Source organism: Bradyrhizobium sp. 35 (assembly GCF_023073215.1).
In the GTDB taxonomy this organism is placed as follows: domain Bacteria; phylum Pseudomonadota; class Alphaproteobacteria; order Rhizobiales; family Xanthobacteraceae; genus Bradyrhizobium; species Bradyrhizobium canariense_D.
This window is the reverse complement of the sequence record NZ_JADPJC010000142.1, coordinates 1-22,751: the sequence shown is the minus strand read 5'-3', so window position 1 is coordinate 22,751 and position 22,751 is coordinate 1. Positions and strand designations below refer to the sequence as shown.

The following is a 22,751-nucleotide window of genomic DNA, read 5'->3' as shown; positions in this document are numbered from 1 at the left end:
CCGAAGGCCCGGTTGCCATTATTAACGCTCCTTTGGCGCGGGAATGCCAGTCCTTTCTGCAGCATTTTGCTGTTTTGTAGTCCGAAAAATCTTGATGAACCAAGATGTTAGAGCCATGTTTCCGAGTGCCGCAACCAGCCTCGGACAAGGAGCTCGCAGATGGCGTCAATTCGACAGATCGAAGCCAATCGCGCCAACGCCAAGCGCAGCACCGGCCCGAACACGACGGCCGGAAAGGCAAGGTCCAGCGGCAATGCCCTCCGCCACGGATTGGCGCGTCCCCGCGACCGTGCTGACCCGGATATCGCACGTCTGGTCAGCGCCATCATTTCGGGATTTCGGCTTCATGGCGCATCCGAGATGGTCGTGGACCTCGCGCGGGCCAAGCTCGAGCTGGTGCGCATCCGCGCCGCCCGCCAGCAGATGTTGGCGGCGCTGCTGGACTGCCCAGTCCCGGCGGATGCAAAGTGGGTCACGGGCCTTGACCGCTATGAGCGCGCCGCCCTGGTCAGGCAGAGACGGGCGCTTCGGTTCTTAGGACGAGAGCAAGGTTGAACGGCAAATTGGCTTCGTTCCGGAATTTGCTGCTGATGCCGATCGGGCACCTTAGCGGACATCGGACAGGGCACATGCGCGATGCGTTTCGGTATCCGCATGTGCAAGAATGGCGCGGTGCACCGCCGGTGCGGCGTGCCCGCACGAGCCGTCCCAACGTGCATCGATCGGGTCTGCAGCGGACCTAGCCAAGGACGGTCCGCTTCCGCACCGCCTTTCCGGATAGCAAATCGCGCAAGAGCTTCACGGGATCGGCACTCAGTGCGCGGCTGACAGCGAGAAGACGGTTCGGCAAATCAAGCTCAGCGCTGACGGCCGGTGGGAGAACAGCCCGGACAGCGCTGAGCTGCACTGCGGGTATGGTTCGGTCACCCACGAACTTGGGCTTGAAGACAACCGGCCGCCAACCAAAACACCCTCGACCCCTATATCCGCCGGATGGACGCCACCGAACAGTTCGACCGGTTCTTCTTCATTTGCCATTCGCCGAAGGGGGCGCTGAGCGCCCCCGACGACCGGGCTGATGTTCACGTCTGGAGCGGTCGCGAGCTCGGTTCGCCCATCATGCGGCTCGGGCTGCACGATTGGGTGATGGAGCGGCTCGCCTAGCGCCCAGCATCAGACCCAACTCAGCGTGTAATCGTACCCATTGTCCTCATAGGCGAGCGCCTGGCTGATGCTGTCGACCTGATCGTCATGACGGCCTTGCGGGAAGGTCAATAGCTCCATCTCGAGCTCGGCCAGGAACGGCGCGCTCCTGGGGAACCAGACTCGTCCGGCGGCAAATTTGCCCTGCTGGACGTAGAGCCGGCCGATCTTGTCGTGCTCAACCTTGATGGGATTGACGAAGCAATTGCCCTTGTCGCGGAGCTCCTGCGCCAGCGCAATTCCGGTGGAGGCGTCTTCGACCAGGATCTCGTGCGGCTTGAAGCGCTTGGCGAGCTCGAGCGCGGTGTCGCGGAGGACGGGATATTCGAACCGTCCGCGCACAAGATCCAGCAGGTAGTAATTCCCGTCAACGACCAGCCACGTCGTACAGACGGACCAGTCATTTTGCGCGCCATTCTTGGCGGCCGTATCCCAACTCTGGATGATGCGGCAGCCCAGCACCTCTCGTGAGGGGACCTCGTCGTAATATCGCAGCCAGTCTCGCTTGATCATGGCACCGCCGGCCGGAACCGGCGCCTGCTGGTACTGCGCGGCGAACACGTCGGGCCCGAGCGTTTGGCCCAGCTTGCGCAGCGTCTCGATCGATTCATGGGACGGATGCAGCGCGTCACCGGCCTTCCTGAGGTGAAATTGATTGGGGCCGATCGGGATCGCGGCATCGGTCTCGGCGATCGCGGGCAGGCTGAGCACCTCCCAGTCATCGGATGAACTGGCCAAAAAACCGGACAGATCGTCCAGATGAACGCGCTGCATCACCACGATGACCGCGCTGGTCTGCTTGTTGTCGAGCCGCGACATCAACGTATTCGTCACCCACTGGTTGATGCCGGTTCTGCGCGCCTCCGACTGCGCATCAACCGGCTTTTGCGGATCATCAATCAGGATCACGTCGCCGCCCAGCCCTGTCAGGGTCCCCGAAACCGATGTCGTCCTGCGCGAACCGCGCCGGGTCGTGATCAGCTCGGTTTCGGTGCTGCGCGCGATGCGCATGTCCGGAAACGCGCGGCGGTACCAGTCGGCATGCACGATCGATCGGAAGTCGCTGGCATGCTTGGCCGAGAGGTCATCGCCGTAGCTGATGGAAATGATCCGGCGACCTGGCGCGAGCCCAAGCAGGAAGGCGGAAAATGCCACAGACACCGTGATCGATTTGAGGTAGCGCGGCGGCATGTTGATGATCAGGCGGGTGATCTCGCCGCGGCGCACGCGGTCAAGCTGGTAGGCAATTGCCTGGATGTGCCAATTGGGCAGGAATTGAGCGCCCGGGTTGAGGTGGAGAAAGCAGCGATAGACAAAGCTGATGAAGTCAGTGCGTAGAATGGCGTCGATTAGTGCGCGGTCGTGTTTGGTCACTCGGGTTCTCCTCGCTTCTTGAATTTCTCTTCCAGTTGTCGGACGTAAGATTCCAAGACCTTACGATCGTCCATATCGAGGACATCGTTGGCCGGCTGCTCGGAGGACTCGACCAGCAGCTTGCGGTTCAGAAGGAAGGCGGCCGATTTCGGATTGCCCTTGAGCGCATCATCCGCGAATTTAAGCAGGATGCCTTCGTGCACGCTGATCTTGCGCGCTCGTCCGTTCTCACGGATATCGATTTTGCGGTTGAGAAGCTCGTTGATGATGGTCGCCTCGTTTTTGGATCCCCTTGGTCGGCCCTTCTTGTTGCCGGATTGACCCGGCTTGAACTGGTGCTCGCGGGCGGGCGGCCGTACCCGACGTCGTCTCGGTTTCTGGACACGCCAGCGCGGCGCGGTGGCTTGCGGCGGCTCATGTGCTGCTCCCCGCGGTTGCGGCCGACCGCTCGGCGGCGACTTCCTCGAACGTCTGGCCGGTGGCAGCAAGAATCGCATCGCGCCTGGTGACGTCCTGCCAGCGGCGGATTGCGGCATCGACATATAATGGATCGATCTCCAGCCCATAGGCCTTGCGGCCGACGCGCTCCGCCGCCAGCAGGGTGGTGCCCGACCCGAGGAACGGATCCAGCACGAGATCCCCACGCCGCGTGCAGTCCTTGATCGCATCCGCGATCAAGGCCACCGGTTTGACCGTGGGATGTACCGTAAGGTCGGCGAGCCGACCTTGGCGGAAGGTATTGACGCCGGCGTAGGTCCAGACGTTAGAGCGACTGCGGCCATGGCGGCCAAGCTCAACGTTATTGAGATGCGGCGCTTCGCCGTTCCTGTAGACGAAGATCAGTTCGTGCTGGGACCGGTAAAAGCTGCCTTGGCCGGCATTGGTCTTGTTCCAGACCACCAGATTCTGCAGCGGACCAAAAACGGCGTGTCCGGCGCCGTGCATCTCGCCCAGGTGTCGCCAATCCATGAAGATATAATGCATTGACCGGTCGTGCGAGAATTGGACGGCCAGTCGCATCCAGCTCGTGAGAAAATCGGTAAACTCGGGCGACGACATTTCCCCGGAGGCAACTTGAAATTCGCGGTGCTTGATCTTGCCGCGGCCGAGCGTCGTGCCGATGCGGAGGTTGTAGGGAGGATCAGATACTACCACCGCCGCGAGATCTTTCCCCACGAGCGCCGCCCAATCCGCTTGATCACAGGCATCACCGCACAGCACGCGATGTTGGCCGAGCCGCCACAGCTCTCCTCTGCGGCTGATGGGCTGCTCGGCGATGACGCAGGGGGCGCCCGCCGAATCCTGGTCCACATCGCCGAAATCAGTCATCAGGCCGTCGATCTCGGCCGGTGCAAACCCGGTGATGTCGAGGCTGAGATTGCACTCGGGCAGGAGGCAGGCGAGTTCTCCGAGTTCTTCGGCGAGCAGCTTGCGATCCCAGCCTGCGTTCGCCGGAATCTTGTTGTCGGCGAGCGCCAGTGCGCGCTTTTCCGCGTCGCTCCGACCGCGCAGCACCTGGACGGGGACCACCTTCAATCCAAGTTGCTTGGCCGCCTCGCAGCGGGCGTGCCCGCAGATGATCCGTCCATCTTCATCCGCGACAATGGGAGCGATGCAGCCGAATTGCCGAATCGAGTCGGCAACTTGCGTGATTTGCTTCTTGGAGTGCGTCCGAGCGTTCTTCTTCGCCTGCTTGAGGGATTGCGGCGGGAGCAATCGTACGTCCGGTTGATCAACCGGAGGCAGACGGGAGCTTGCCTTCAGAACCTGCAGATGGCTTTTGATTGGGCGTTGGACTTGCTCAGTTAACTTTCGAGACTGGGAAAGATCTGTCTGCTTGCGGTATGATTTGGAGGCGGCCTTCGTTCGCTCCATCATGGTGGTGCTCCTGGTCGTTTAAGGAGCAGTTCATATGCATCATGAAAGCCGCGTTGGGTAAACGGAAATAAAAACTTAAAATAATCAGCTGGTTAGATGGGTTTTACTTCAGCCATTTTGGGGTCCTCAATCCGATTGCGATGAGGCCCTTGCGGAGTGTCTCAGCCGAGATTTTCGTCGGAAACGGCACATAGCGCGGCGCAACGTCGCCGGCCTTGAAATAGCAAATTGCACTGTACGGCTGCTGGCCCGTTTTCTGAAGCTGTTTAAGTCGTTCATTTACCCGATGATGCGCTTCCTTGATATGAGGAATTAGCGAAGCGAGGCGCTCATATTCCTGCGGCGACCGATTGTAGCGGTCCTCCCCCAATGTATCGAACAGCAAATCTACGGCCAGCTCTTGGAGGGACATGCGGTTTCGGTGCATTGATGCACTCCAAGGCAAAGCCGGTACGAGCTCGACCGCGCGAAGCCGCGTGCCATCGACAAGCTCGACAGTGCCGCTCCCATCGACGATCGCTCCGTCAAGACGAAAGATGTCGAATTCTTCGACTTCCTGGCTGCCCTCGCGCCGGCCGCGACATTTCTTGCAAGTTGGGAGCGTGACGATGGAGATCGACCCTGCGACCGCATTCTTGGCAAAGACGGCAACCTGGCCGACTACCTCTCGTGAGCGGAGTTGCAAGCCGCCGACCCGGATTTCGCCCCTCCGCGCTCCGTCTGAGGGCAGAAGGTCGGTGGCATCCGCAATCGAGCGTCGTTTATTGCGTTCGCCCGGCTGCAGCCATTCGTAACTGGGCATGTTTGGTCTCCAAAGCGTGTGCCGGTCGAGATCCGGGAAACACTTCAACACGAGTGGTTCAACGTCAGTGGCTTGATATGCATCCAAGCATTGAAGAATGACGCAGCTGACGTCCGCGATGCTGTGGTGTTGCATTTTCATTGGTCCCGGTTATGGACATCAGCTGGTTCGGCGGCCGCGGTCTCTTGGTCTGTTGCCAGGACGACAGGTGCAGCCACAAGCTGAAGCAACCGCCGGCAGACGTTGATCGATGGCCCGATCACCTTAGGTGGGGAGCCTCGCTCGCGCGCAGGGTTTGCGGCAAGCGCGACGCCCTTGTCAGAGCCGGTCGCGACCCGACGATGATGCGCGGACATTGAGCTCTGATGAACCGCCCGGTCCATTAGTTTGGTGGAGTTGTTGGAGTCGCCTGTCGAGTTCTTGTTTTTTGGCAACGATCCTCGCGGCGAGAATCTGATCGACGTCGGTGTAGAGAGCCCACAACTCATCGAGGGACATCTGCTCAAATTGCGGTTGGTAATCACGAATGTCCACAGTCCGGCCCCCGGCTGGGGCGGGTAGCAGCTAAGTCAGTCTTGAAAGCCCGGACTCTTACGCTGATCAGATAATCGCGTTGCTGGCCGGGCCGACCGCGCTGCCCTCATAAACCGCCTTCCCAGCTCTAGTTTCGCGTGTCGCACCGACGATTCTGCGCTCGGCCCTAGCTACTCGGTCTCTAAGGGTCTCAAGTTCGGATACTTGAGACGCGAGTGCCTCATAATGTTGGTGCAGAGCGAATTGCCAACCATCCAGTCGCGCACGAGCGTCCATTGCACGCCCCTCTATGGTACTGCCACAAAAGACGTGGCCCGCAATTGGGACCACCGCGAGACTAGTCAAATTGACCCATCAGGTCTGTTCGCTTTCGCACATTCGCTGTATGCTTTCCCTCGGTGGATCGCCACGCGTCGATTGCTGCGAGCGGCAAGCAAGATATTGCTGCTGACCTGCCGCTCGGGCCTCACGGTTTTCGAATTCGCAAAATCGACGGCTTCCAGGCGACTGCCGCCCGCAGGCAAGGCCGGGCCTTGGATCTCGCGATCGCACAAAATACCGCCAGCGCCGTCTACGGCCCCGGCATTTCGGGTTGTGCTTGGGCCGCCGCGACTGCGCGCGTTGACGAGCGATGCGGGAAGCCTCAGCCCTTAGCCGGTCTATTTCGGGCGGAGCAGCGCTTACGATTAGACAAGTGCGCGATTTTGGTCTTCTTCACGAAAATCCAATTAAATGGCAAGTGACGTCCAGCGATTCAGGAGCGCATCGCGTCGATAGCGTGTGCGATTAAAATGCCCACGCTCAAAATAACTAGAAAAACGAGCAACCAGGTACTCACGTCCACCTCCTGTCTTGGAAGTGAACCTTCCTGTTTATGCACAGTCAAAGGCATCACGTAGGGAACCGCGATTTCAGCGGCCGCTGAGGATTTATTGCCACACGGCGGGCTATCGTCGGAAGGCAAGAAAAAGGAGTGTGCCGACGATGGCGGTCGCGAGAAGTGGAAACCAAATGTCCGGCACTTCAGGGACTCCGACTCACTGCGTCGGATTAAATGCGAGCTGCGCTCTTATTTCTTCTGGTTTTCACTATTCTCCACAGCTCAAACAGAAGTGGCCGCAACTCGCAACGAATATTTGCGGTATTATGTTCGTGGTTTGGCGTCGTCAGTATTCGGAGCGGTTCGATCTCGCGTGTTCGTATAGCTAGCCGGCTCACGTGCAGATCCATTTCTGGTCAGCAGTTCCAGGTTTAACGCATCTCGGCAGCATCAAGCTTAACGAGTGACATTCGTTGCCAACTTGCCGGGACGGAATATCGTCGCGTCGATCGGGCATTTTCTTTCCGAATCACCAGTTAGCGGGGTTGCCTCGATATTCGTCGGATGGAAATTCGAACTATCGTGCACCAGCCGCGCAGCTCTCCTATCGCGACCCGCTGGAAGCCGAGTACCGTCAGCTCATCGAGCTACGAAAGCGGGTCAGACAGGCCGAAGCCGCGGCCTCAAAACGGTTTACGATCGCGACTAGGAAAAAAGAATTCGCCGCAACGAAGATGAATCCGCTGGCAGGCATCTGCTCGATGCGCGCGGCGGAGTTCGTGGCGTGCAGCGCCAGGGTTGTAACCACCAAAGTCAGGTCGTCGAGAGGGGTCGAGATGCCTTGGTGGCGGGCTTGGGGGAGAAGCGTGCAGTCGGTGGGACTACGACCGCTTTGAATGCGCCCGCGAACCGCCTACGCGCGAATGAGGCCGCCTCAACTCCGGTTCACTTCTGCTTTTGCGTCACCAATCGCAAGGGGATGTTGTGGAGATGCGCGCGACCTCGCACAGCCGGTTCTGTCCATGCCCCAGCGCGCGAGCGATGTCGTCGGGTCGATTTCCTGCGGCGGCCATAGCGATCAGCCGCTGATGATCTTCCGGTGTCCACCTTCTCACCAGTGGGTAGCGTGACCGTTCTATCACGCCAGCGGCCCCCCAGCCTGTTGCACGCCTATGCCTGCCTATACAGTTCGCAGATTCGCGCCCAACAAGCGAGGTGGGCTGCTGGTCGGCGATCGGCCAGAATGAAAGTGCTGCTGCTGGTCGCGGAGCGAGGCGCGCCGGTGATGTTCGCCCGGATCGGGGTCGTGCGCCTGTGGAAAGCGCCCTGGAGCGCAGGGGGGCTAAAGGAGCGCCCCAGGGCCGCCCACTCCATGCCGGCGACGGCGTAAGGCCGGCATGATCGCCTACGGCGTTGCCCAAGGCACCGCCTATCGAAATGCCACTGCCTTAATCGTCATGATGGTGGTGGTGGTGATGCTCATGCGAGCTGCCCCCGCCAGACCGCGCAATGGCGTTAGACGTCAGCGATGTTGATAGCAGGAGCGTCATCGCTGGAGGCGTCACGACGGCAAACCTACCGCAGGTCTTTAAGAACTCGCGGCGGTCCTCGTCTTCTGTGGGGCTTGGCATGCTTGAGCTCCGGTCGGTGGCGTGCGGATATTAAGCCGCACGAAATTTAAAGCAATTAAACAAATTAAGTTCCTTTTATTATTTAAAGGCCGCGAGCCGGCTCAAGTTAGGTGGCTGTGTCCGCTACCAGACAGACCGGCGGTTGGTTGTATGTTGCCGCCCGACGTCAAGAACTCGCGATTGAATACAAGGCCGTTGCTAAATCATCCGCTATTTCCACCGAACGAGCAATTTTGTTGAAGAGCGTCGCAAGGACCCTCACCGGATTAGCTAATCAATTGGACCGACTTGCCTCTCTGACGAGAGACGAAGGGCGTCACGCACGAGCCGCCGATGATCGCCCTGGGGCCGAGCCGGAAGACGGCCAACGTCATTAGGATGTTCGCGTCGGCGACGATGCAGCCGAAAGCCACGCCTTCGAGCGCGCCAAGAAGATCGTCAGGAGCGATGGTGCACATTGGGAGACGCAAGACCTCAGACAAGAACTCGCAAGACAGCTCGGCAAAGCAGCAGATGGGGAGTGTCCACGTTGCGCTCAACATTGAACAGCCCGGGCAGTGCATCCGAAATTCAACACCTCCTATCGTTCGCCCTGCTCAGTTCCAGAATTAACTTGCAACACGAACATCAAGCTTAATTCCAGACCGCGATTGCGGCCGCGCGCTAGAGGACTAGTTTGCGCACACGGACATTGTCCTTGTCCGCTCCACCCCAGCGAAGTCGCCGCACCATTATATTCGGTGCAGCGACTTCGACGCTGGACAGTCGCGCGAGCTTCACTTGAGAGAGCAGCCGGACCACGAAACGCTTGATCTCATCGAGATGCGTCGCCGACTTACGGCGCTCCGGTCGAAACATTCGGACAATCTTTTAATTACTTCGCTGTTGAACCGCTTTTTCGTGAAAGTCGCATTTCTCCTGAAGCCAACGGACCGGGCGCACGAGCAATATCTCAAATCAGAATTCGAACGAACGTTGATAAAGGTCAAAGAGATTGCTGCACGGACGAAATCTGACTGAAGGCCGCACTAATGCGTGGCTCTGGACCCGATTGGCCGGGTATCCGCCACTGTTCTATCGGATCAGCCAGTAGCGGTTGTCGGCTTTGGGCACTGGTGCTGAACAATAATCTCCGCATTCGTCTTCGTCCTCCCTTAAAAAATCGGGTGCTGCTGCTATTCCCGGGGCTTGTCGGTAATCTCTCGCACAGCCAAGCTCAGCTCCAGCTCTCTGAGCTGCTCAATCAGAAGTTCTACGATCTGGTCGTAGTCAGACGCCTTCAGCGAATGCACGCCTCGCAAGGCCAGTTGGTTCTGGAGGATCATCGCCATCATGGCTTTAACGCTCATGGGCCCTCTCGTCGGGAAACAAAGATCGTCATAAAAACAATCAGAAGTAGACGTCAAAGCTTGCGGATGCGCAACGTCCGTAAGAGTACGGACACCGCACAAACGGGAGAATGTGTCGCGTGTGCGCCTTCAGACTAATCCGTTGGAAAAGAAGGCGCCGGGCTGCTGGGACAAGTGTAACGTTTTCGCAGGTAAGGCCAGGTAGGATGTAGCTTTACTCGCCGACAGGCCAGCCATGAGATTGCTAATGACTTCGGATTGCGATGATGAACTAGCGGCTATCGCTCGAGCAATCGCAACCAAGCAGCTTTATATCGAAAGTCAAACCACCTTGATCCAGGTGCTCGAGCGTGACGGACACGACATGCTTGAGCAAAGAAAAGCTCTTGCTAAGGAACGATCAGACCTAGCAACACAGATCGCGCGACAATTTAAGCTGCTAGAGACAAGGTGCACATCGGGCGAAGATGATCACGTTGCGGCTATAATGAAATGATAGAACGTCGAAAGCTGGAGCGCATCGATGTGGACGAGGTCGCCTACATTTCAGGCGACGGCGCCAGCTTACGCTGCCGCGTGGTCAACATGTCGGAAGAAGGGGCAGCAGTTGAGCTTCCGTCGAAGCGGCACGTGGCCTCCACATTCAAACTAATGCTCGAGAAAGATCGCATCATCCGAAGTTGCCGCCTAGTCTGGTTGAGTGGAAATCTTATCGGGGTCTCGTTCGAGGATCTTTAGGCGGAGAAGAGTCAGTTAGCTCTGCCCTACAATGGAACTCGCGGTTCTTTTGCTGGCATGGATGGGCGATGTCAAACAATAGACCGGAAATCCGTTCGTGGTCCCCCGATGCAGCAGACGCCATGAAGAAGTGACTTCCATTTTGTGGGGACTAACACTCGCCGCTTCTTGTTTGCGCTATCGAGGAACCGCGCGCCTCTGTGCAGCGGCTAATCTTCCTTTCCTAACTCTCGCATCAAGACCTAGAGCACATGAGCAACGGCTCTTGCAGCGCCTTCGCCTCGGCCCTTGGCGCGCGCACCTAACGCCGGTTAAGGGATTGGTTACCGGTCACTGTCACCATTTACATACAGTCGCATTATGCGGCAGCGCATTCTGAGAACAGTCTATTCGACACGCCCGGTTGGCGGTCTCTTTCAGGAGACGCCCCAATGCTTAAGGGCTTCACGGTCTTCGTTGTTGCGCTGATCAGTACAGCGCAAGTGGATCAATACCTGACCCACGGTCGGTACACCGACGCGGCCATGGCTATGCTGCGGCAGATCGGTCGCGCGTTTGGATTTTAAATAGTTCTTTTGCGACGGAGACCCGTCATGGACGGCATCTCATGGGGCGATCTCGAAAGGGATGAACAACGCGCAATCGCGACATTGGGAGCCGGTCTTTCCATTAAACTGTGCAGCCCCTTGCTCTCCTGGCGTCAGGTCGGCTTGGGCTGCTGCACACAATTTGCGAAGAGATGCCGTTTTGAAGTGTGTAAGCGGTTCGGCGCCGGTCGATCACGACAGGGGGTGGGATGCCAAACGCAATCGAGCTGATTGTGGACGGTTACGTTCGCTTGAACAATCGAAGGGCTCTGGATGATCTCCGCATGCAGCGTCGGAAACTGGCCGTGGACCTAAAGGCACGTACAGGTTTTGATTTCGGGACGACCGTCCAGCAGATCGAGGAGGATATCGCCGTGATCGAGGCTGGGCTGGCGCGGTTGGATGGCGCGGCGGCGAGCTAAGCTGCCAAAGCAGTTCGCGGTTCAAGCCGCCCGATTAGCTTCTTTCTCGGTCCCGCGCATAATGATCTTGAGCACATCATCCGGCAACGGGCCATTGCAGCGCCTTCGCCTACTCTCATGTCGGCGTGGCATCCAGCCACCTGCTACAGGTCACATCGTCTCGACGCATTTTATTGGCGCTTAGTAAGGCAATAGTTCGGACGCTTTTGTCCCGGCCAGGCTGTGGAAATTCTTGCAATGACCTATGGCTGTACGGGTGACATGGCGCTCAGCCGAAGGTGTGTAAGACCACAGCATAGTGGTTGCAACAATGAGGAAGGCAACGGCGGCGATTGCAGATGAGATCAGACGCTTCATGGGAAACCTCCGGTTTCCGATTGAAGGTTCGTCCGACAGTTCGATTAAAGGTTCAATGGAAAAAGCCAAAATCTCGGCCTGCTCATGGAGTTCCGTTTGAGACGTAAGGGCGGCCCGCCCGTGCTAGGCGGCATGCCCACCCGCAATCGTGAGGATCTCGCACTCTGCACCCTCCGAAAAGCCCCGATCCGAATGGTTCGGAAACACCCCGGCATCGGTGCGAAGTTGCCGACATGGCGGTTGACGACGCGGAACAGCGCGCTTATGGCGGCTTGGTTGCTGGTGATCAAACGCGCCAACGAGAACACCCGCTCGCCACCTACTCGACGTCGATCATTCGCTCCTTGGTGATCCGCAGGCTGCGGACGTAATAGCCTTGTGCCTGAACGGCTGACTTGATTTCGTCGCTGACCTTGAGAACTCGTTTCCTGCTCTTCCGCCACTTATGTGCAGAGTAAAGCACGGGCACGGGAGAGCCTGAACTTAGAACGAGCAAGAAGCGCCTGTCATTGCGATAGACATCATACATTTCGCCCCCCGCGATCATGTTGAAGTAAGCATGTCTGGTCGTCTCCATGGACGAGCTTAGTATCGCGAATGGCTGCGCGGGTTGTAAATCTGCAACGTCCGGGATTTCTTCAACAACGTTCCCGATTGGGAACGAACTTGGTGCAGCTCGGCCGTGGGTATTGATCAAGCTCTTGCGAGCGGTCGGGTAAAGAGGCTATCGAATCCGCCACAACTGCGTGAGCAAATGCGCGGATGCTCGAAATCCCCCGCTGCGATCACTGCGAAGAAGAGTTCGCGCCAGAAGAGCTGATAGTTCTTGCGCCACCGGCCGGGGACGGCGAGTTGATCTGCGGTCGGTGCATCGAAGTCAAGCTACTGATGCTCCACCGCATCAGGATCATCTCGATCGCACAGCTTCCGTGTAGGCGGTTCACGAGCGCGAGCGCAATCCAGCCTCCTCGGTAGCATCAAGCCTAACGAGTGACATTCGTTGCCAACTTGCCCAGACGGAATATCGATCGCGTCGATCGGCTTTTTTTCCGAACCACCAGTTAGCGGGGGTTGCCTGAAAACGGGTTCGATTTCCATGATTCGATATTCGTCGTATGGAAATTCGAACTATCGTGCACCAGCCGCGCAGTTCTCCTATCGCGACCCGCTGGAAGCCGAGTACCGTCAGCTCATCGAGCTACGAAAGCGGGTCAGAAAGGCCGAGGCCGCGGCGTCAAAACGGTTTACGATCGCGACAAGGAAACGAATTCGCCGCAACGAAGATGCATCCGCTGGCAGGCATCTGCTCGATGCGCGCGGCGGAGTTCATGGCGTGCAGCGCCAGGGTTGTAACCACCAAAGTCAGGTCTTCGAGAGTGGTCGAGATGCCCTGGTGGCGGGCTTGGGGGAGAAGCGTGCAGTCGCTGGCACTACGACCGCTTTGAATGGGCCCGCGAACCGCGAGGGCCAGCTCCGTCGGGTTGCCGGGCGATGCGCCGCCGTCCGTCGATCCCGAAGACCCTCGACGGATTAGAGCCCTGTGCGCTGTCGCCGAAAATCCGCCCTCCGGTTTTCATCTTGTGGCCTTGCTTTGGTCAAACCGGCGTTGGGGAGTGTGGACCTGCCCGATTTAATGCTCGGCCTCGGTCCGGGTGACATTGGGTGCGATGGGGAACGCCGATGCATTCGCCGATTAAACCGATATATCCCGGCTCACAAATTCATGGTCCCGCGCTCTCACCAGAAGACGTCGAGCTTGTTGCGCGCGCGGATGAACGGCTCGTCCACGCCTATGATCAGATCGCACGTGCAGATGAACAGCTGGCGCGTGTCAACGAACAGCTTTCCAAGTTAGATCAGGATGGCACGCGCCACCCTTCTCAGCCGAAGAATTCCGCGAAATGGTTTCGACCACCCGACCGCGGGGCGAGCTCATTGCGCGGAACGCCGGCACTGCGCGGCCTGATCGGTCTGCTGTTGGCAAGCGGCATCTGTTTAGCTGCTCTTGCAGCGCAGTCATCCGACGGCGATGCGGTCAGAGCAATGATGTATCGGTGGTCCGCGCGTGCCGTTTCACCTTCGTTGCCGCAAGAAAGAGCCGAGATCTCCTCGGCTCTGCCTACCACTCAGACGAGTGCAACCTATGTGGCACTTCAGCAACCGGGGCCGCTGACTACACCGCACGATGCGATCCAGGCAGCCGGCCCCAGTTCGCCGGAGCTGGCGCTCCAGGGATTGGCGGGCGACCTTACGAACCCGCCGCAAGCGATCGAGCAGCTCAAGGCCAGCCAAGATCAAATCGTTCGCGACCTTGGCCAGCTCTCCGACCGGCTTACGGCGGTCCAGGCACAAATGGTGCGAGACAGAGCGGATGCCGCCGAGCAGCTTAGGATGGTCCAAGAACAATTGGCCGGCATCACCACCAACGCTTCCGAGCAGATCCTACGCCCCAAGACGCCAGTGCCGTTGCCCAGGCCAATTGCCGCCACGATCCGCAAACCTGTGCCAACCGTTCCGCGGCCGCAAGACAGGGGGCGGCCACACGCGCCGCTGCAGACCGACCAGGCCGTGCAGGACTAGGGATTAGCTGTTTTCAACGCGTCCGATCGCTGCGAGACCTCGGTGCGGAGCGCCGAGGGCTGTTGCTTGCTCCGCAGCTGCCGCCATCGCGCGGCTTGCAGCCCATAGTTCACTCGCAACCGGGAGGGAGATAATCGTCCCAATGTGGGGGATGGTGAAGCCTTTGGCGCTCTCCTTCCCTGTTAGATTGGGGCGGGAGCGCGACTGGCGTTCCCATCACCGGAGCTCTCCGCGGACGCTCAGATGGCACGCTCCTTGCCAATCAGTCGGACCAGTGATTTTCGTTGCGAGGAGACGTCTAGCAATGGGACCAAAAATTCGAATCTTCAAACGCCCAAAGCCCAATCTGGCACATGTTACCCGCAATCTGATGCAACTACTCGACGCGCTCGAGGATCTTGAGGAGCTGAGAGAGAAGGTCCGGCTAGCAGAAGCAACCCGAGTGTTACATTAAAGCGGCCACCTCCGTCAGAGCTGCTGACTAATCTGCAATGGCACCTTGAATCGGCAATAGTAGCTCGCGCGGTTTTGCGCTTTGCGTGCGACCAATCGAGGCGCGCGTGCGGTCCAGCACTATGCGGCAGAACCCGCCATGGCGCAGAGGAACCGCGCCGGGGGATCATGGTTAACGGTCTGGCAAGGAGATCGTCCAATGCCCCATGCCACCCCTTTGGTGCTCGCCGCCATCGTCGCCAGCTCAGCTCTGCTGGTCCTCGCGCCAGGAGGCGCCGCAAATGCTGGGTCGGCGGGTGCGGGCACGGGGACAAGCGCGAGCAGCGCCAGCGCTGGTCCGTCGGCGCCTGCCGGAATGGGGACGAATGCGGGTAGCGCCGGCGCTGGTCCCTCAGCGCCTGCCGGAATGGGGACGAAAGACACCGCCACCGGCGCAAATCCGAGCACCAACAATCAATCGAACAATCCGAACGTTGAACCCGCCACGCCGGCAAAGTCGCGGACGGCCGCACAGGCCGCAAGAAATGTCGGGGTTGGTCACGCGCAAAATGGCCTGCCGATCGGGGCCATTGGGACGGGTACAAGCAACGAGGACCAGATCATCATCGGCTCATTACCCTCCCGAAACGCATCAGCCCCGGCAGCACAGGCCAAAGGAAACATCAGTGGTGGTCACGCGACAAATGGTCCCCCGGTCGGAACGTTTGGAAAGGGCCCCAGTCTTTCGGACCAGGTGAGCCGGCCGCGCGCCGCGCGAGCTGGCGATAAAGTGCTGGACGCCAAAGCGCAGGTCGAGCGACGAACAACCGTTTCGCCCAAACGCGTTCCCGGCATCACAAAGCGGGGTTTGTAGCTGCGAGCGAAGCGGCGAGCAGACTTGCGACCGAGATCCGGTGGGCTTCGCAGGGCCGGTCCCGATGGCTGGCGCCGCAACTCGCCTGCCAGAAGCCGGATGATTGAATCATTTAATATCGCGCCATTTAACTCAAGCCTTGAACCGGTCCTGCCGCGGCGCGCGCCCGGCCAATGTTCGACGCACAGCAGCTTGGTGCCGTAGACCTGATGCGTGCAAAACTCGGGTCTGTGCGGTTTCAGACCTTGATGTACCTTTGATGGCACCCTGGGTGGACCTGCGGCAAGGTCGGAGACGAGGCCTCGCGCCGCGACCACCAGCCCGTCCATCCAAAGTTGGTCCCATGGGCGACCGTGGCTATGCACCGCACGGTGAATACGCCGCTAACTAACAGTTAGGAGAACCAATATATTGTTTCCGTGGTTGAATCATCCGTCATCCCGGAAAGCAAGGTTACTGTTTGCGTCGAGGATGAGTTTAGAACCTGAGCCAAGACGATGAAGGACCTCAGGCGACGATTGGAGAGGCTCCGCGCGGACGCCAGAGACTTTGCTCTTATGAGTCAGTCGGCGACCGATGCCGAAAAGCGCGCGCTCTTTCAACGCTTGGCGGATGAACTCGCCTTCGAAGCTCTTGAGCTTGAGATCATCGTAAAACAACAAGGGCACTCGGATTCCAGCGAGCAGCACGAGGTCGTGGAATTTAAGCCATCCGCTCACAAGAAGCGCGGCTGATGCGGAAAGAGGCTGGGCGGTCGGCTTGTCTTATCCGTCCCGCGCCCTGAACGATTTTAAGCATAGCTTCCACCAACGGCCGCTAAGGCACCTTCGCCTCATCCCATTGCGCATGGATCCAGACGTCGCGCGGTTCATCAGCTCGATCAGCTCGACCCGCGGGGCCGGCCACGTCCCAGGCGGCGTCCTTGCTCAAGCATTTGAGCGCAAGTCGCAGTATCCGGAGCTGGCACCTCGCTCAGATCGTGCAAGGTGACGATCGGCATCGCAGCCGCCCAGCAGCTCGGTCTCGGCAAGGTACCAGCGCCCAGCCGGACACCAACCCTTCGCGCGGCATCGACGACAAGGGGAAGAACGAAACCGCACATCGCGATGTTGCATCGGACCGCCTTGGCAAGAACTAAGACGCGGACTCATAAAGACGCAGCCATAGCCTGATTGACGCGAGCTGAACGAAGGCAAGGTAGTTGGCGGCCAGCCTGTCGTACCGCGTCGCCACCCGACGACATTGTTTGATCCGGTTGAAGAACCGCTCAACCCGGTTGCGGGCGCGGTAGAGATATGGGCTGAAGCAGATCGGATCGCTGCGATTGCTCTTCGGCGGGATGTTGGCCCACGCGCCCTTCTTCATGGCAAGCTCCCTGATCCAGTCCGCGTCATAGCCACGGTCCGCAAGCAACATTGACCCGGATTTCAGACGAGACAGCAGTTTTCCGGCAAGTCGAACGGATTGGCCTCACCGGGGCTCAGCGCCAACCGTACCGGCAGACCATTGCTGTCGACCACCGCATGGATTTTGCTCGTCAAACCGCCCCGGGACCTTCCCATCGATTGGCGCTGGTTCCTTGCAATGCAGGCTCCATGCTGATGTACGCAGACATGGAGGTGTCGATCATCTGGGTAGCGGCATCATGGGCAGCGGCAAGCGCTTCTACGATGCGGCCCCAGACGCCAGCCCGCCGCCACCTGACGGAGCGGTTGTAGCAAGTGGTGTATGGCCCAAACGCCGCCGGCAGATCACGCCAGGGTGCTCCTGATCGAAGGAGCCAGAAGATGCCATACAGGACCCGTCTGTCGTTCACCCGAGGGACGCCACGCGACTTGTTCGGCAGCATCGGCTTGATGGCGGTCCATTCATAGTCAGCGAGTTCGTAGCGCATAATTCGAGCTCCAGTTCGGGAGTTTGAATCACGGCCATCCGGCCAAACGCAACGCTCATGGGCAGACACTGGTACGGCGCTTTTGGACAGGAACGGGCATCAACCATACCGCACTCTGTGCCAAAACTGTCGAAAATGACCCAAAGCAGCCGTTGCTGGAAATCAACAGGATTGAATGCTCCACCAACTGGCGGCAATGCCGGGGCAGCCGGGACATCGTCAGAGTGCGATTGTTTCCTCGACTACATGTTTCAGCGCCGTTCCCTCAGCCGACAGGGTCATTCGCAGTTTGAGCTGGCCACCTTTCACCGCCCCGCTGCGCACTAGGTTTTCGATTTCGCGCTGCGATGTAACTCCAACATGCTTCAGAAATTTACGGATAGCCATATTGAAGCGGTCTTCATCGAACTCGGCGGTCATGGCTGTTCTCCCTGGTCGGTCAGGCGATGTCTAACACGAGGCGAGCAAAGACCCAACATCGAGGCCCAACTCGCGTCACCCCCGACTTCCTCCTCAACCTGATTGCCTACAACGTCGGCCCGGAGCTGAAGACTACACCCGAGGCGGCGCAAGGTCGGCCGTTTGAGGTGGACCGGACACGGCTGGAGCTGTCGCCGACCGCCGCTTGTGACCCATGGCGGAAGTCAGTGACCGGTAAAAAAATATTCCTTCGAAGGCCGCTGAAGTCATCTTCCATTTGTTCGGTTTTGGCGATTACACTGTTGCATTCGTATGGTACCCAATTTTTTTGATTTCAGGACCTTGTCAGACGTCACCCGCCGCAGATTGATCGGCAGTCTCGCGGCCGGAGTAAGCGCGGTCTCGCTAACTTCATCAAGCATCAGCAGCGCACGTGCTCAATCCGCGCAAAAGACGTTTGTTCTTATTGGCGGAGCCTTTTACCAAGCTTGGTGTTGGCGTCACCGAGAGGCTCGAAAAGCAGGGCCACAAAGTCTATGCGCTTACGCTTACGGGATTGGCAGAACGCTCGCATCTCCTCAGCAGAGACATAAATCTCGACACGCACATCACGGACATCGCAAATCTCGTCGAATGGGAAGACCTCATAGACATTTGCCTCGTTGCTGGGCTGCCATAACTAAATTGTAGCCGAGCGATCCGTCTCGCTCGGCTTGCGAGTAGCCAGTGTACGAACGACTTCCACACATGGCCCGTCACCGACCTCAGTTAGAGCGCTGCGAGGGCCGCTTCCGGGAGATGAGCCGACCCGATCATGCAAGCTGCCGAGGGCTGCCTTTGACCCAAAGCCGAACAAGTCAACGCGGGCGCTTTTTTCGGCCAGAGATCTCTGATGCTTCGTGGCTGCGAGCCTACGGCACTTTCGTCGCCACGGTGTGTGGCTAGAAAACAAAACGCCGCTGTCGCCGCAATCGGCGACGCATCGCCGAGACACCTGTGACTTTTGAACGTTTGCCGACTTCGTTCCTCGGCTTGCTCAACCCGGCTGCGAGGGTTCTGAAGCTCTGTCAGTTGAGATCTTAGAAACCAAACGCGTTCGTGCAGAACTGTCATGCGGTTGTGCCCCTGACCAGGCCTACTCATCAGCGCGCCTTACTATGACTATTTAAAAACCGCCATTGTCAGGCCGGAGGACGTAAAATCACTCAGTTCAATTAATAGTAGCTCAGGTTCGCTGAAAGTGCTGTGAAATACCTCATTATCGTGGAAAAGACGTGTCCTGAGCGGTTTCATTTGCTTGTGAGGTGGGTACCAACGTCGGCGGATGAACCACGCGATCCGGTTTAATTTTAATGAGACAAAACACTGCTTGTTAGCCTAGGCGGTGCAGATCAACGTGCAGATATTGCCGTTTTCCGGGCTCGGCGCGGGATCGAAAAACTGACTCTGTAGAGGTGCAATCGCGATCGCTGCGATGGCTCGATTGGAAGTTACCTCTTCATTGGAGAATCTCGCCATGGTCGAACGTCGAGCAATGGAGCGGATACCGATCAACCGGGCGGCGCGGCTGTCGTTTGGTGGATGAGTGGGACCCATCCGTGCGTGGTGCGCGACATCAGCGCCCTGGGAACCTGCATCTCCACGCCGTACTACATATTCGCCAGCGAATTTGCGTTATCGTTCGACGAACATTCCGAAACCTTCACCTGCCGCCTCATGTGGAGGAAGGAGACACTTTGCGGGGTGTGCTTCCTCCTGCGCCGCAGCTCGCCGAAATTGGCGAATGACGTGGTGCGGCTTGACCACCAATGATGTGCTGCCGACTCTGAGCATCCTTAAGCTCATGTGTCGACATAATTCCTCGCGTGCGCTGAGAGGCGATCGGGCGGCCGTTTTGGGCGACAAAGTCGAGCCCCTCCACAAGGTCCGCTGATTGAGGGATGGCAGACCAGATCAACTCACGTTCAGTTCTTCGCGTTTTGACCCGAAGCGGTCATGTTGCGATTTTGGGAGGAAGCATCTCAACGTTCGCATCACGCTGCAAATCGTGTCACCGCGTGAAGTTCGCAGCTTGATCGCCTCCCGGAAGAGAAGACGTGGAGGCTGGCCGTTGGCAGCCTTCTCCGAATTTTGCCTGCTCGCCTCTCTGGCCAACAAGTTTCCTCAAGTCTTCAAATCAATCGTGGCTGCCTGGGTTTGATCCTGATTGAGTTCAGCAGCGTTGCGGCGGCGATCATCAGCAGGATGCCGGCGAGGCTGAGCGCGATCTGCATTGCAAGACCATTCGAGATGTCGGCCAGCGCTATTTGGCTGGCGAGCGCCAGCAGAACACCGAGACAATAGATTGCCAGCGAATTCTCCCCACAGCGGATCGCTGCGCGCATCAGCGGCATCGGCAGTCCTTGCCAATCGCGGGGTACGAGCCATACCGCCAAAATCGCAAGCGCTAAAAAATGCAGCAACCGCAAGGGAGCGAGATCCGATTTGTCGACTTGGTAAACCACATTGGCGAGCGCTTGTGGGACCAGATCTTCCAGGGTCGTGAGCCACCAACTCAATCCGACGATCAGGCTAAAAGTCAGATAGAGAACTGCAAGTACAAGCGCGATGCGACAGGTCATCCAGGGCCAGACTCCCTTGCCCGCAATGACACACCAGGCGCCGAGCACAACCAGCAGCTGCCAAGCCAGCGGGTTGAAGAACCACACGTTGTTGGGCCAGGCCGGGACGGTCCAGCCGAAGACGTGTACCAGCGCATAAAGCAAGAGCGACGCGCCGAGTGTCACGTTCGGCACTCGCAACAGCAACCACAATAGTGGTGCAAACAAAAGATGATAAACCACGAAAATCGGCAAGACGTCGGTATTGACCGGACGGTATTGCAGGATCGCCGCATGCGCGAGCGCCGCACCCGGATGTTCCAGCAAAAGGCGCGTGTTGCTCTCGTCGGCGATCCGGCCACCGCCGGTTAGGTAGACCATGATGGCGCAAGCTATAGTGAGCAATAGAAATGCAGCATAAATGTCCCAGCTTCGCCACAGCGTTCGGGCGATGACGCCGGGCCAGCCATCGCGCGAATGTGCGCTGCCGTAAGCCAGTGCGCAGGTCACACCCGAGACGAACATGAATACTTCCGCGCTATCACTGAAGCCGTAGTTCCGCAGCGTCAGCCAGCTTCCGATGTTGTTGGGGAAATGATTCAAAAAGATGCACCAGAGCGCGAGGCCGCGGCAAGCATCGATGCGTAGGTCGCGGCCTAGCCCTTTCGGCTCCGGCCGCGGGCCCGCCAATGGCATCGCAGGCGCCGCGAGCAACTCGGGTTCGGGCTGCGGATGCAGTCCGCGCAACGCGTTTCGCTCGATCTCCGCCAGCATCCGGCGACTGTCAATGTTCAGCGCAGTCCGATGCTTGTCGAGGTGGGCCGGCGCGTCACTAACGGGATACGATCGCATCGGCTCCCGCGCATCGGACAGATCGATCGAACTGATCGCCACCATCTCGACGAAAGAGCTGCGCGGCGGCGGCGCAGGCACCATCATCATGGTGGCGACGGACCGAAAGGACGGAAATGATAATCCTTCCATTCCTTCCATTAATTCTTCGTCGGTAATCACTTCATAGGAGCCAGCCGGTAGTATCCGCTCGAAGCTTGTGATCCGAAATGGGTGCTCGAACTCCACCGTTTCACGTCGTGATCGGGTAATCGTCATGATCATCCTCGCATGTTGGCGAGGACGCGCCGGGACAGCGGATAACAGCTGGCATAAAGAGGCGATCTCGCGGGTGCTGAACGCTCAATGACGGGGCTATTCAGCACCTCGGGCGAAAGCGATTCCACTGCAAACCGAAACCGGAAACTCCGCCTCAGAGCCATGCGCGTCCGGATTAATTGTTATCGAATATTCGCTGCCGTCCCGGCAGCCAATGCGCCAAGCATCGACCCCAGATTCGGTGCCGCCTTGATACATGGTCCGAACAACAGCTCCACAGGCCTGCTTTCTATTCTTCAAAACGGACGTCCAGAAAGCGAGATGCTTAGCCTGATCCAGTGCAAGTATCCTCATCGACCTTTTGTTAGCGGCGTGGGCCGTTCTGAAAGGCTCGGCAGCTACGACCTCGGGTGGCATGGCTGTTGTTGCAGTGGCAGCCGCCCTTCTAAAATGCAGATCGGCATCCAGAACAAACCATAGGACGGTGAAGCTCGCGACAGCCACCAGAGAGAGAATAGGCGATCGCTTCATCATGTCTCTCCCTCCCAGAGATCGAGACATTGCGGCCATCGCGGCGTCGCGAGGCCCGAGAAACCTAACGAAATATGGTACGTCGTGAACGGCGCTGATCGCTGCAACCGCCCAGGAACTGAGCCCTACCCTTCGATGAGCAGTGGCACAGCGGGGAGTGCAGCAGCGGCAGCGGGTTCAAGCAGCGGCACTGACCTGTCGCGAAAAGATGTCAAGCTGGCTGACTGATACGTTTAAAGCCGCGTCAGCTCGGCTCGAACCTTGCGTGTCACTGCGTGCCGAGCGGCGAGCCTGGCAGCGCACTAGATGTCCGATTCGGGCACACGTTTACCTAGTCGACTGGAAGAGCATGATCTGATCAACGGCAAACACAACTCACGATTTATGAACGCGCGGAGGTTTCACACAACCGCTGAGGCATAGAAGGGCAACGGCGCGCGAGACGGACTCAGATCGCATGACGCGCAGCGCGAGATAAATGTCTCTTCCTGGCCGATTTTGTTGCAAAAGTCGGTTGAGACAAGTCACGAACCGTGATTCCGTTGTGTTGACGCGAATCTCGGCGAGGTCGATCCATGATGGGCCGTCTGAAGAGTGACCAAGGTCAACTGTTCT

The 22,751-nt window shown here is 58.5% G+C and carries 24 protein-coding genes and 1 pseudogene; 10 read left to right on the top strand and 15 right to left on the bottom strand.

Going from position 1 to position 22,751, the window contains the following annotated elements:
• Positions 1-159 precede the first annotated feature (159 nt).
• Together IVB36_RS28655 and IVB36_RS28650 are read left to right on the top strand one after the other, a co-directional pair.
• Complete coding sequence (locus IVB36_RS28655; protein ID WP_247393936.1) at positions 160-555, top strand: hypothetical protein; 396 nt, start codon at positions 160-162, stop codon at positions 553-555.
• A gap of 438 nt (positions 556-993) precedes the next feature.
• The gene (locus tag IVB36_RS28650; RefSeq protein WP_247393933.1) at positions 994-1,164 is read left to right on the top strand and encodes a hypothetical protein; all 171 of its coding nucleotides are present in this window, start codon (positions 994-996) and stop codon (positions 1,162-1,164) included.
• A 9-nt stretch (positions 1,165-1,173) separates the two neighbouring features.
• Here the strand turns inward: IVB36_RS28650 and terL are convergent, their stop codons facing one another.
• The 5 genes from terL to IVB36_RS28625 form a co-directional block, all read right to left on the bottom strand.
• Positions 1,174-2,577, bottom strand: a complete 1,404-nt coding sequence (terL, locus tag IVB36_RS28645; protein WP_247375319.1) for a phage terminase large subunit — start codon at positions 2,575-2,577, stop codon at positions 1,174-1,176.
• On the bottom strand, positions 2,574-3,074 hold the full coding sequence (locus IVB36_RS28640; RefSeq protein ID WP_247393930.1) for a DUF5681 domain-containing protein: 501 nt from the start codon (positions 3,072-3,074) through the stop codon (positions 2,574-2,576). The genes terL and IVB36_RS28640 overlap by 4 nt, the downstream gene beginning before the upstream one ends.
• Positions 2,992-4,455 carry a DNA methyltransferase gene (locus IVB36_RS28635; protein ID WP_247393927.1) on the bottom strand — a complete coding sequence of 488 codons (1,464 nt, stop codon included), beginning with the start codon at positions 4,453-4,455 and terminating at the stop codon, positions 2,992-2,994. The genes IVB36_RS28640 and IVB36_RS28635 overlap by 83 nt, the downstream gene beginning before the upstream one ends.
• Before the next feature lie 103 nt (positions 4,456-4,558).
• On the bottom strand, positions 4,559-5,257 hold the full coding sequence (locus IVB36_RS28630) for a hypothetical protein (RefSeq protein WP_247393924.1): 699 nt from the start codon (positions 5,255-5,257) through the stop codon (positions 4,559-4,561).
• Positions 5,258-5,575: 318 nt separating this feature from the next.
• Positions 5,576-5,791 (bottom strand): hypothetical protein, encoded by a 216-nt coding sequence (locus tag IVB36_RS28625; RefSeq protein WP_007595450.1) that lies wholly within the window; start codon positions 5,789-5,791, stop codon positions 5,576-5,578.
• A 398-nt stretch (positions 5,792-6,189) separates the two neighbouring features.
• Between IVB36_RS28625 and IVB36_RS28620 the strand changes: the two genes are divergently transcribed.
• On the top strand, positions 6,190-6,534 hold the full coding sequence (locus IVB36_RS28620) for a hypothetical protein (protein ID WP_247363667.1): 345 nt from the start codon (positions 6,190-6,192) through the stop codon (positions 6,532-6,534).
• Positions 6,535-8,059: 1,525 nt separating this feature from the next.
• On the opposite strand, the gene IVB36_RS40595 is transcribed toward IVB36_RS28620, so the two are convergent.
• The 4 genes from IVB36_RS40595 to IVB36_RS28605 all read right to left on the bottom strand — a co-directional run bounded on the left by IVB36_RS40595 (position 8,060) and on the right by IVB36_RS28605 (position 9,591).
• Positions 8,060-8,242, bottom strand: coding sequence for a hypothetical protein (locus tag IVB36_RS40595; RefSeq protein WP_345946354.1), 183 nt, complete (start codon positions 8,240-8,242; stop codon positions 8,060-8,062).
• A 266-nt stretch (positions 8,243-8,508) separates the two neighbouring features.
• Positions 8,509-8,700 carry a hypothetical protein gene (locus IVB36_RS28615; protein WP_247393921.1) on the bottom strand — a complete coding sequence of 64 codons (192 nt, stop codon included), beginning with the start codon at positions 8,698-8,700 and terminating at the stop codon, positions 8,509-8,511.
• A 205-nt stretch (positions 8,701-8,905) separates the two neighbouring features.
• The gene (locus IVB36_RS28610; RefSeq protein ID WP_247393919.1) at positions 8,906-9,100 is read right to left on the bottom strand and encodes a hypothetical protein; all 195 of its coding nucleotides are present in this window, start codon (positions 9,098-9,100) and stop codon (positions 8,906-8,908) included.
• A 317-nt stretch (positions 9,101-9,417) separates the two neighbouring features.
• Positions 9,418-9,591, bottom strand: a complete 174-nt coding sequence (locus IVB36_RS28605; RefSeq protein ID WP_162847251.1) for a hypothetical protein — start codon at positions 9,589-9,591, stop codon at positions 9,418-9,420.
• Positions 9,592-10,083: 492 nt separating this feature from the next.
• On the opposite strand from IVB36_RS28605, the gene IVB36_RS28600 reads away from it, so the two are divergent.
• From IVB36_RS28600 to IVB36_RS28595, 3 genes are all read left to right on the top strand, one after another.
• A complete protein-coding gene (locus tag IVB36_RS28600; RefSeq protein ID WP_018459961.1) occupies positions 10,084-10,329 on the top strand; it encodes a PilZ domain-containing protein in 246 nt (81 codons plus the stop codon).
• Positions 10,330-10,760: 431 nt separating this feature from the next.
• Positions 10,761-10,895 carry a hypothetical protein gene (locus tag IVB36_RS40205; RefSeq protein ID WP_007595432.1) on the top strand — a complete coding sequence of 45 codons (135 nt, stop codon included), beginning with the start codon at positions 10,761-10,763 and terminating at the stop codon, positions 10,893-10,895.
• A gap of 230 nt (positions 10,896-11,125) precedes the next feature.
• A complete protein-coding gene (locus IVB36_RS28595) occupies positions 11,126-11,338 on the top strand; it encodes a hypothetical protein (RefSeq protein ID WP_018459962.1) in 213 nt (70 codons plus the stop codon).
• A 180-nt stretch (positions 11,339-11,518) separates the two neighbouring features.
• On the opposite strand, the gene IVB36_RS28590 is transcribed toward IVB36_RS28595, so the two are convergent.
• Both IVB36_RS28590 and IVB36_RS28585 read right to left on the bottom strand, forming a co-directional pair.
• Entirely contained in the window at positions 11,519-11,695 is a 177-nt protein-coding gene (locus IVB36_RS28590; RefSeq protein WP_157643135.1) for a hypothetical protein, read from the bottom strand.
• A 319-nt stretch (positions 11,696-12,014) separates the two neighbouring features.
• Positions 12,015-12,224 carry a hypothetical protein gene (locus tag IVB36_RS28585; RefSeq protein WP_007595423.1) on the bottom strand — a complete coding sequence of 70 codons (210 nt, stop codon included), beginning with the start codon at positions 12,222-12,224 and terminating at the stop codon, positions 12,015-12,017.
• 1,151 nt (positions 12,225-13,375) lie between these two features.
• On the opposite strand from IVB36_RS28585, the gene IVB36_RS28580 reads away from it, so the two are divergent.
• The 3 genes from IVB36_RS28580 to IVB36_RS28570 all read left to right on the top strand — a co-directional run bounded on the left by IVB36_RS28580 (position 13,376) and on the right by IVB36_RS28570 (position 16,315).
• A complete protein-coding gene (locus IVB36_RS28580) occupies positions 13,376-14,275 on the top strand; it encodes a hypothetical protein (RefSeq protein ID WP_247338503.1) in 900 nt (299 codons plus the stop codon).
• 859 nt (positions 14,276-15,134) lie between these two features.
• A complete protein-coding gene (locus IVB36_RS28575) occupies positions 15,135-15,581 on the top strand; it encodes a hypothetical protein (protein WP_240543971.1) in 447 nt (148 codons plus the stop codon).
• 497 nt (positions 15,582-16,078) lie between these two features.
• The gene (locus IVB36_RS28570) at positions 16,079-16,315 is read left to right on the top strand and encodes a hypothetical protein (protein ID WP_085349978.1); all 237 of its coding nucleotides are present in this window, start codon (positions 16,079-16,081) and stop codon (positions 16,313-16,315) included.
• Positions 16,316-16,715: 400 nt separating this feature from the next.
• Here IVB36_RS28570 and IVB36_RS28565 read toward each other — a convergent pair.
• Positions 16,716-17,475, bottom strand: a pseudogene (locus IVB36_RS28565) (IS5 family transposase).
• A gap of 219 nt (positions 17,476-17,694) precedes the next feature.
• A complete protein-coding gene (locus IVB36_RS28560) occupies positions 17,695-17,895 on the bottom strand; it encodes a DUF6494 family protein (protein WP_085349977.1) in 201 nt (66 codons plus the stop codon).
• A 1,602-nt stretch (positions 17,896-19,497) separates the two neighbouring features.
• Between IVB36_RS28560 and IVB36_RS28555 the strand changes: the two genes are divergently transcribed.
• On the top strand, positions 19,498-19,707 hold the full coding sequence (locus tag IVB36_RS28555) for a hypothetical protein (RefSeq protein ID WP_245288561.1): 210 nt from the start codon (positions 19,498-19,500) through the stop codon (positions 19,705-19,707).
• A 359-nt stretch (positions 19,708-20,066) separates the two neighbouring features.
• Here the strand turns inward: IVB36_RS28555 and IVB36_RS28550 are convergent, their stop codons facing one another.
• The gene (locus IVB36_RS28550) at positions 20,067-21,605 is read right to left on the bottom strand and encodes an OpgC domain-containing protein (RefSeq protein ID WP_245329350.1); all 1,539 of its coding nucleotides are present in this window, start codon (positions 21,603-21,605) and stop codon (positions 20,067-20,069) included.
• A gap of 96 nt (positions 21,606-21,701) precedes the next feature.
• Positions 21,702-22,139 (bottom strand): hypothetical protein, encoded by a 438-nt coding sequence (locus tag IVB36_RS28545; RefSeq protein ID WP_085349975.1) that lies wholly within the window; start codon positions 22,137-22,139, stop codon positions 21,702-21,704.
• Positions 22,140-22,751 lie beyond the last annotated feature (612 nt).

What these genes read in the sequence shown, in the direction of transcription:
- IVB36_RS28655 (WP_247393936.1), top strand. Translation starts at nt 160, where the DNA reads ATGGCGTCAATTCGACAGATCGAAGCCAATCGCGCCAACGCCAAGCGC.
- IVB36_RS28650 (WP_247393933.1), top strand. Translation starts at nt 994, where the DNA reads ATGGACGCCACCGAACAGTTCGACCGGTTCTTCTTCATTTGCCATTCG.
- IVB36_RS28640 (WP_247393930.1), bottom strand. Translation starts at nt 3,074, where the DNA reads ATGCGATTCTTGCTGCCACCGGCCAGACGTTCGAGGAAGTCGCCGCCG.
- IVB36_RS28635 (WP_247393927.1), bottom strand. Translation starts at nt 4,455, where the DNA reads ATGATGGAGCGAACGAAGGCCGCCTCCAAATCATACCGCAAGCAGACA.
- IVB36_RS28630 (WP_247393924.1), bottom strand. Translation starts at nt 5,257, where the DNA reads ATGCCCAGTTACGAATGGCTGCAGCCGGGCGAACGCAATAAACGACGC.
- IVB36_RS40595 (WP_345946354.1), bottom strand. Translation starts at nt 8,242, where the DNA reads ATGCCAAGCCCCACAGAAGACGAGGACCGCCGCGAGTTCTTAAAGACC.
- IVB36_RS28615 (WP_247393921.1), bottom strand. Translation starts at nt 8,700, where the DNA reads ATGTGCACCATCGCTCCTGACGATCTTCTTGGCGCGCTCGAAGGCGTG.
- IVB36_RS28610 (WP_247393919.1), bottom strand. Translation starts at nt 9,100, where the DNA reads ATGTTTCGACCGGAGCGCCGTAAGTCGGCGACGCATCTCGATGAGATC.
- IVB36_RS28605 (WP_162847251.1), bottom strand. Translation starts at nt 9,591, where the DNA reads ATGAGCGTTAAAGCCATGATGGCGATGATCCTCCAGAACCAACTGGCC.
- IVB36_RS28600 (WP_018459961.1), top strand. Translation starts at nt 10,084, where the DNA reads ATGATAGAACGTCGAAAGCTGGAGCGCATCGATGTGGACGAGGTCGCC.
- IVB36_RS40205 (WP_007595432.1), top strand. Translation starts at nt 10,761, where the DNA reads ATGCTTAAGGGCTTCACGGTCTTCGTTGTTGCGCTGATCAGTACAGCG.
- IVB36_RS28595 (WP_018459962.1), top strand. Translation starts at nt 11,126, where the DNA reads ATGCCAAACGCAATCGAGCTGATTGTGGACGGTTACGTTCGCTTGAAC.
- IVB36_RS28590 (WP_157643135.1), bottom strand. Translation starts at nt 11,695, where the DNA reads ATGAAGCGTCTGATCTCATCTGCAATCGCCGCCGTTGCCTTCCTCATT.
- IVB36_RS28585 (WP_007595423.1), bottom strand. Translation starts at nt 12,224, where the DNA reads ATGTATGATGTCTATCGCAATGACAGGCGCTTCTTGCTCGTTCTAAGT.
- IVB36_RS28580 (WP_247338503.1), top strand. Translation starts at nt 13,376, where the DNA reads ATGCATTCGCCGATTAAACCGATATATCCCGGCTCACAAATTCATGGT.
- IVB36_RS28575 (WP_240543971.1), top strand. Translation starts at nt 15,135, where the DNA reads ATGGGGACGAAAGACACCGCCACCGGCGCAAATCCGAGCACCAACAAT.
- IVB36_RS28570 (WP_085349978.1), top strand. Translation starts at nt 16,079, where the DNA reads ATGAAGGACCTCAGGCGACGATTGGAGAGGCTCCGCGCGGACGCCAGA.
- IVB36_RS28560 (WP_085349977.1), bottom strand. Translation starts at nt 17,895, where the DNA reads ATGACCGCCGAGTTCGATGAAGACCGCTTCAATATGGCTATCCGTAAA.
- IVB36_RS28550 (WP_245329350.1), bottom strand. Translation starts at nt 21,605, where the DNA reads ATGACGATTACCCGATCACGACGTGAAACGGTGGAGTTCGAGCACCCA.
- IVB36_RS28545 (WP_085349975.1), bottom strand. Translation starts at nt 22,139, where the DNA reads ATGATGAAGCGATCGCCTATTCTCTCTCTGGTGGCTGTCGCGAGCTTC.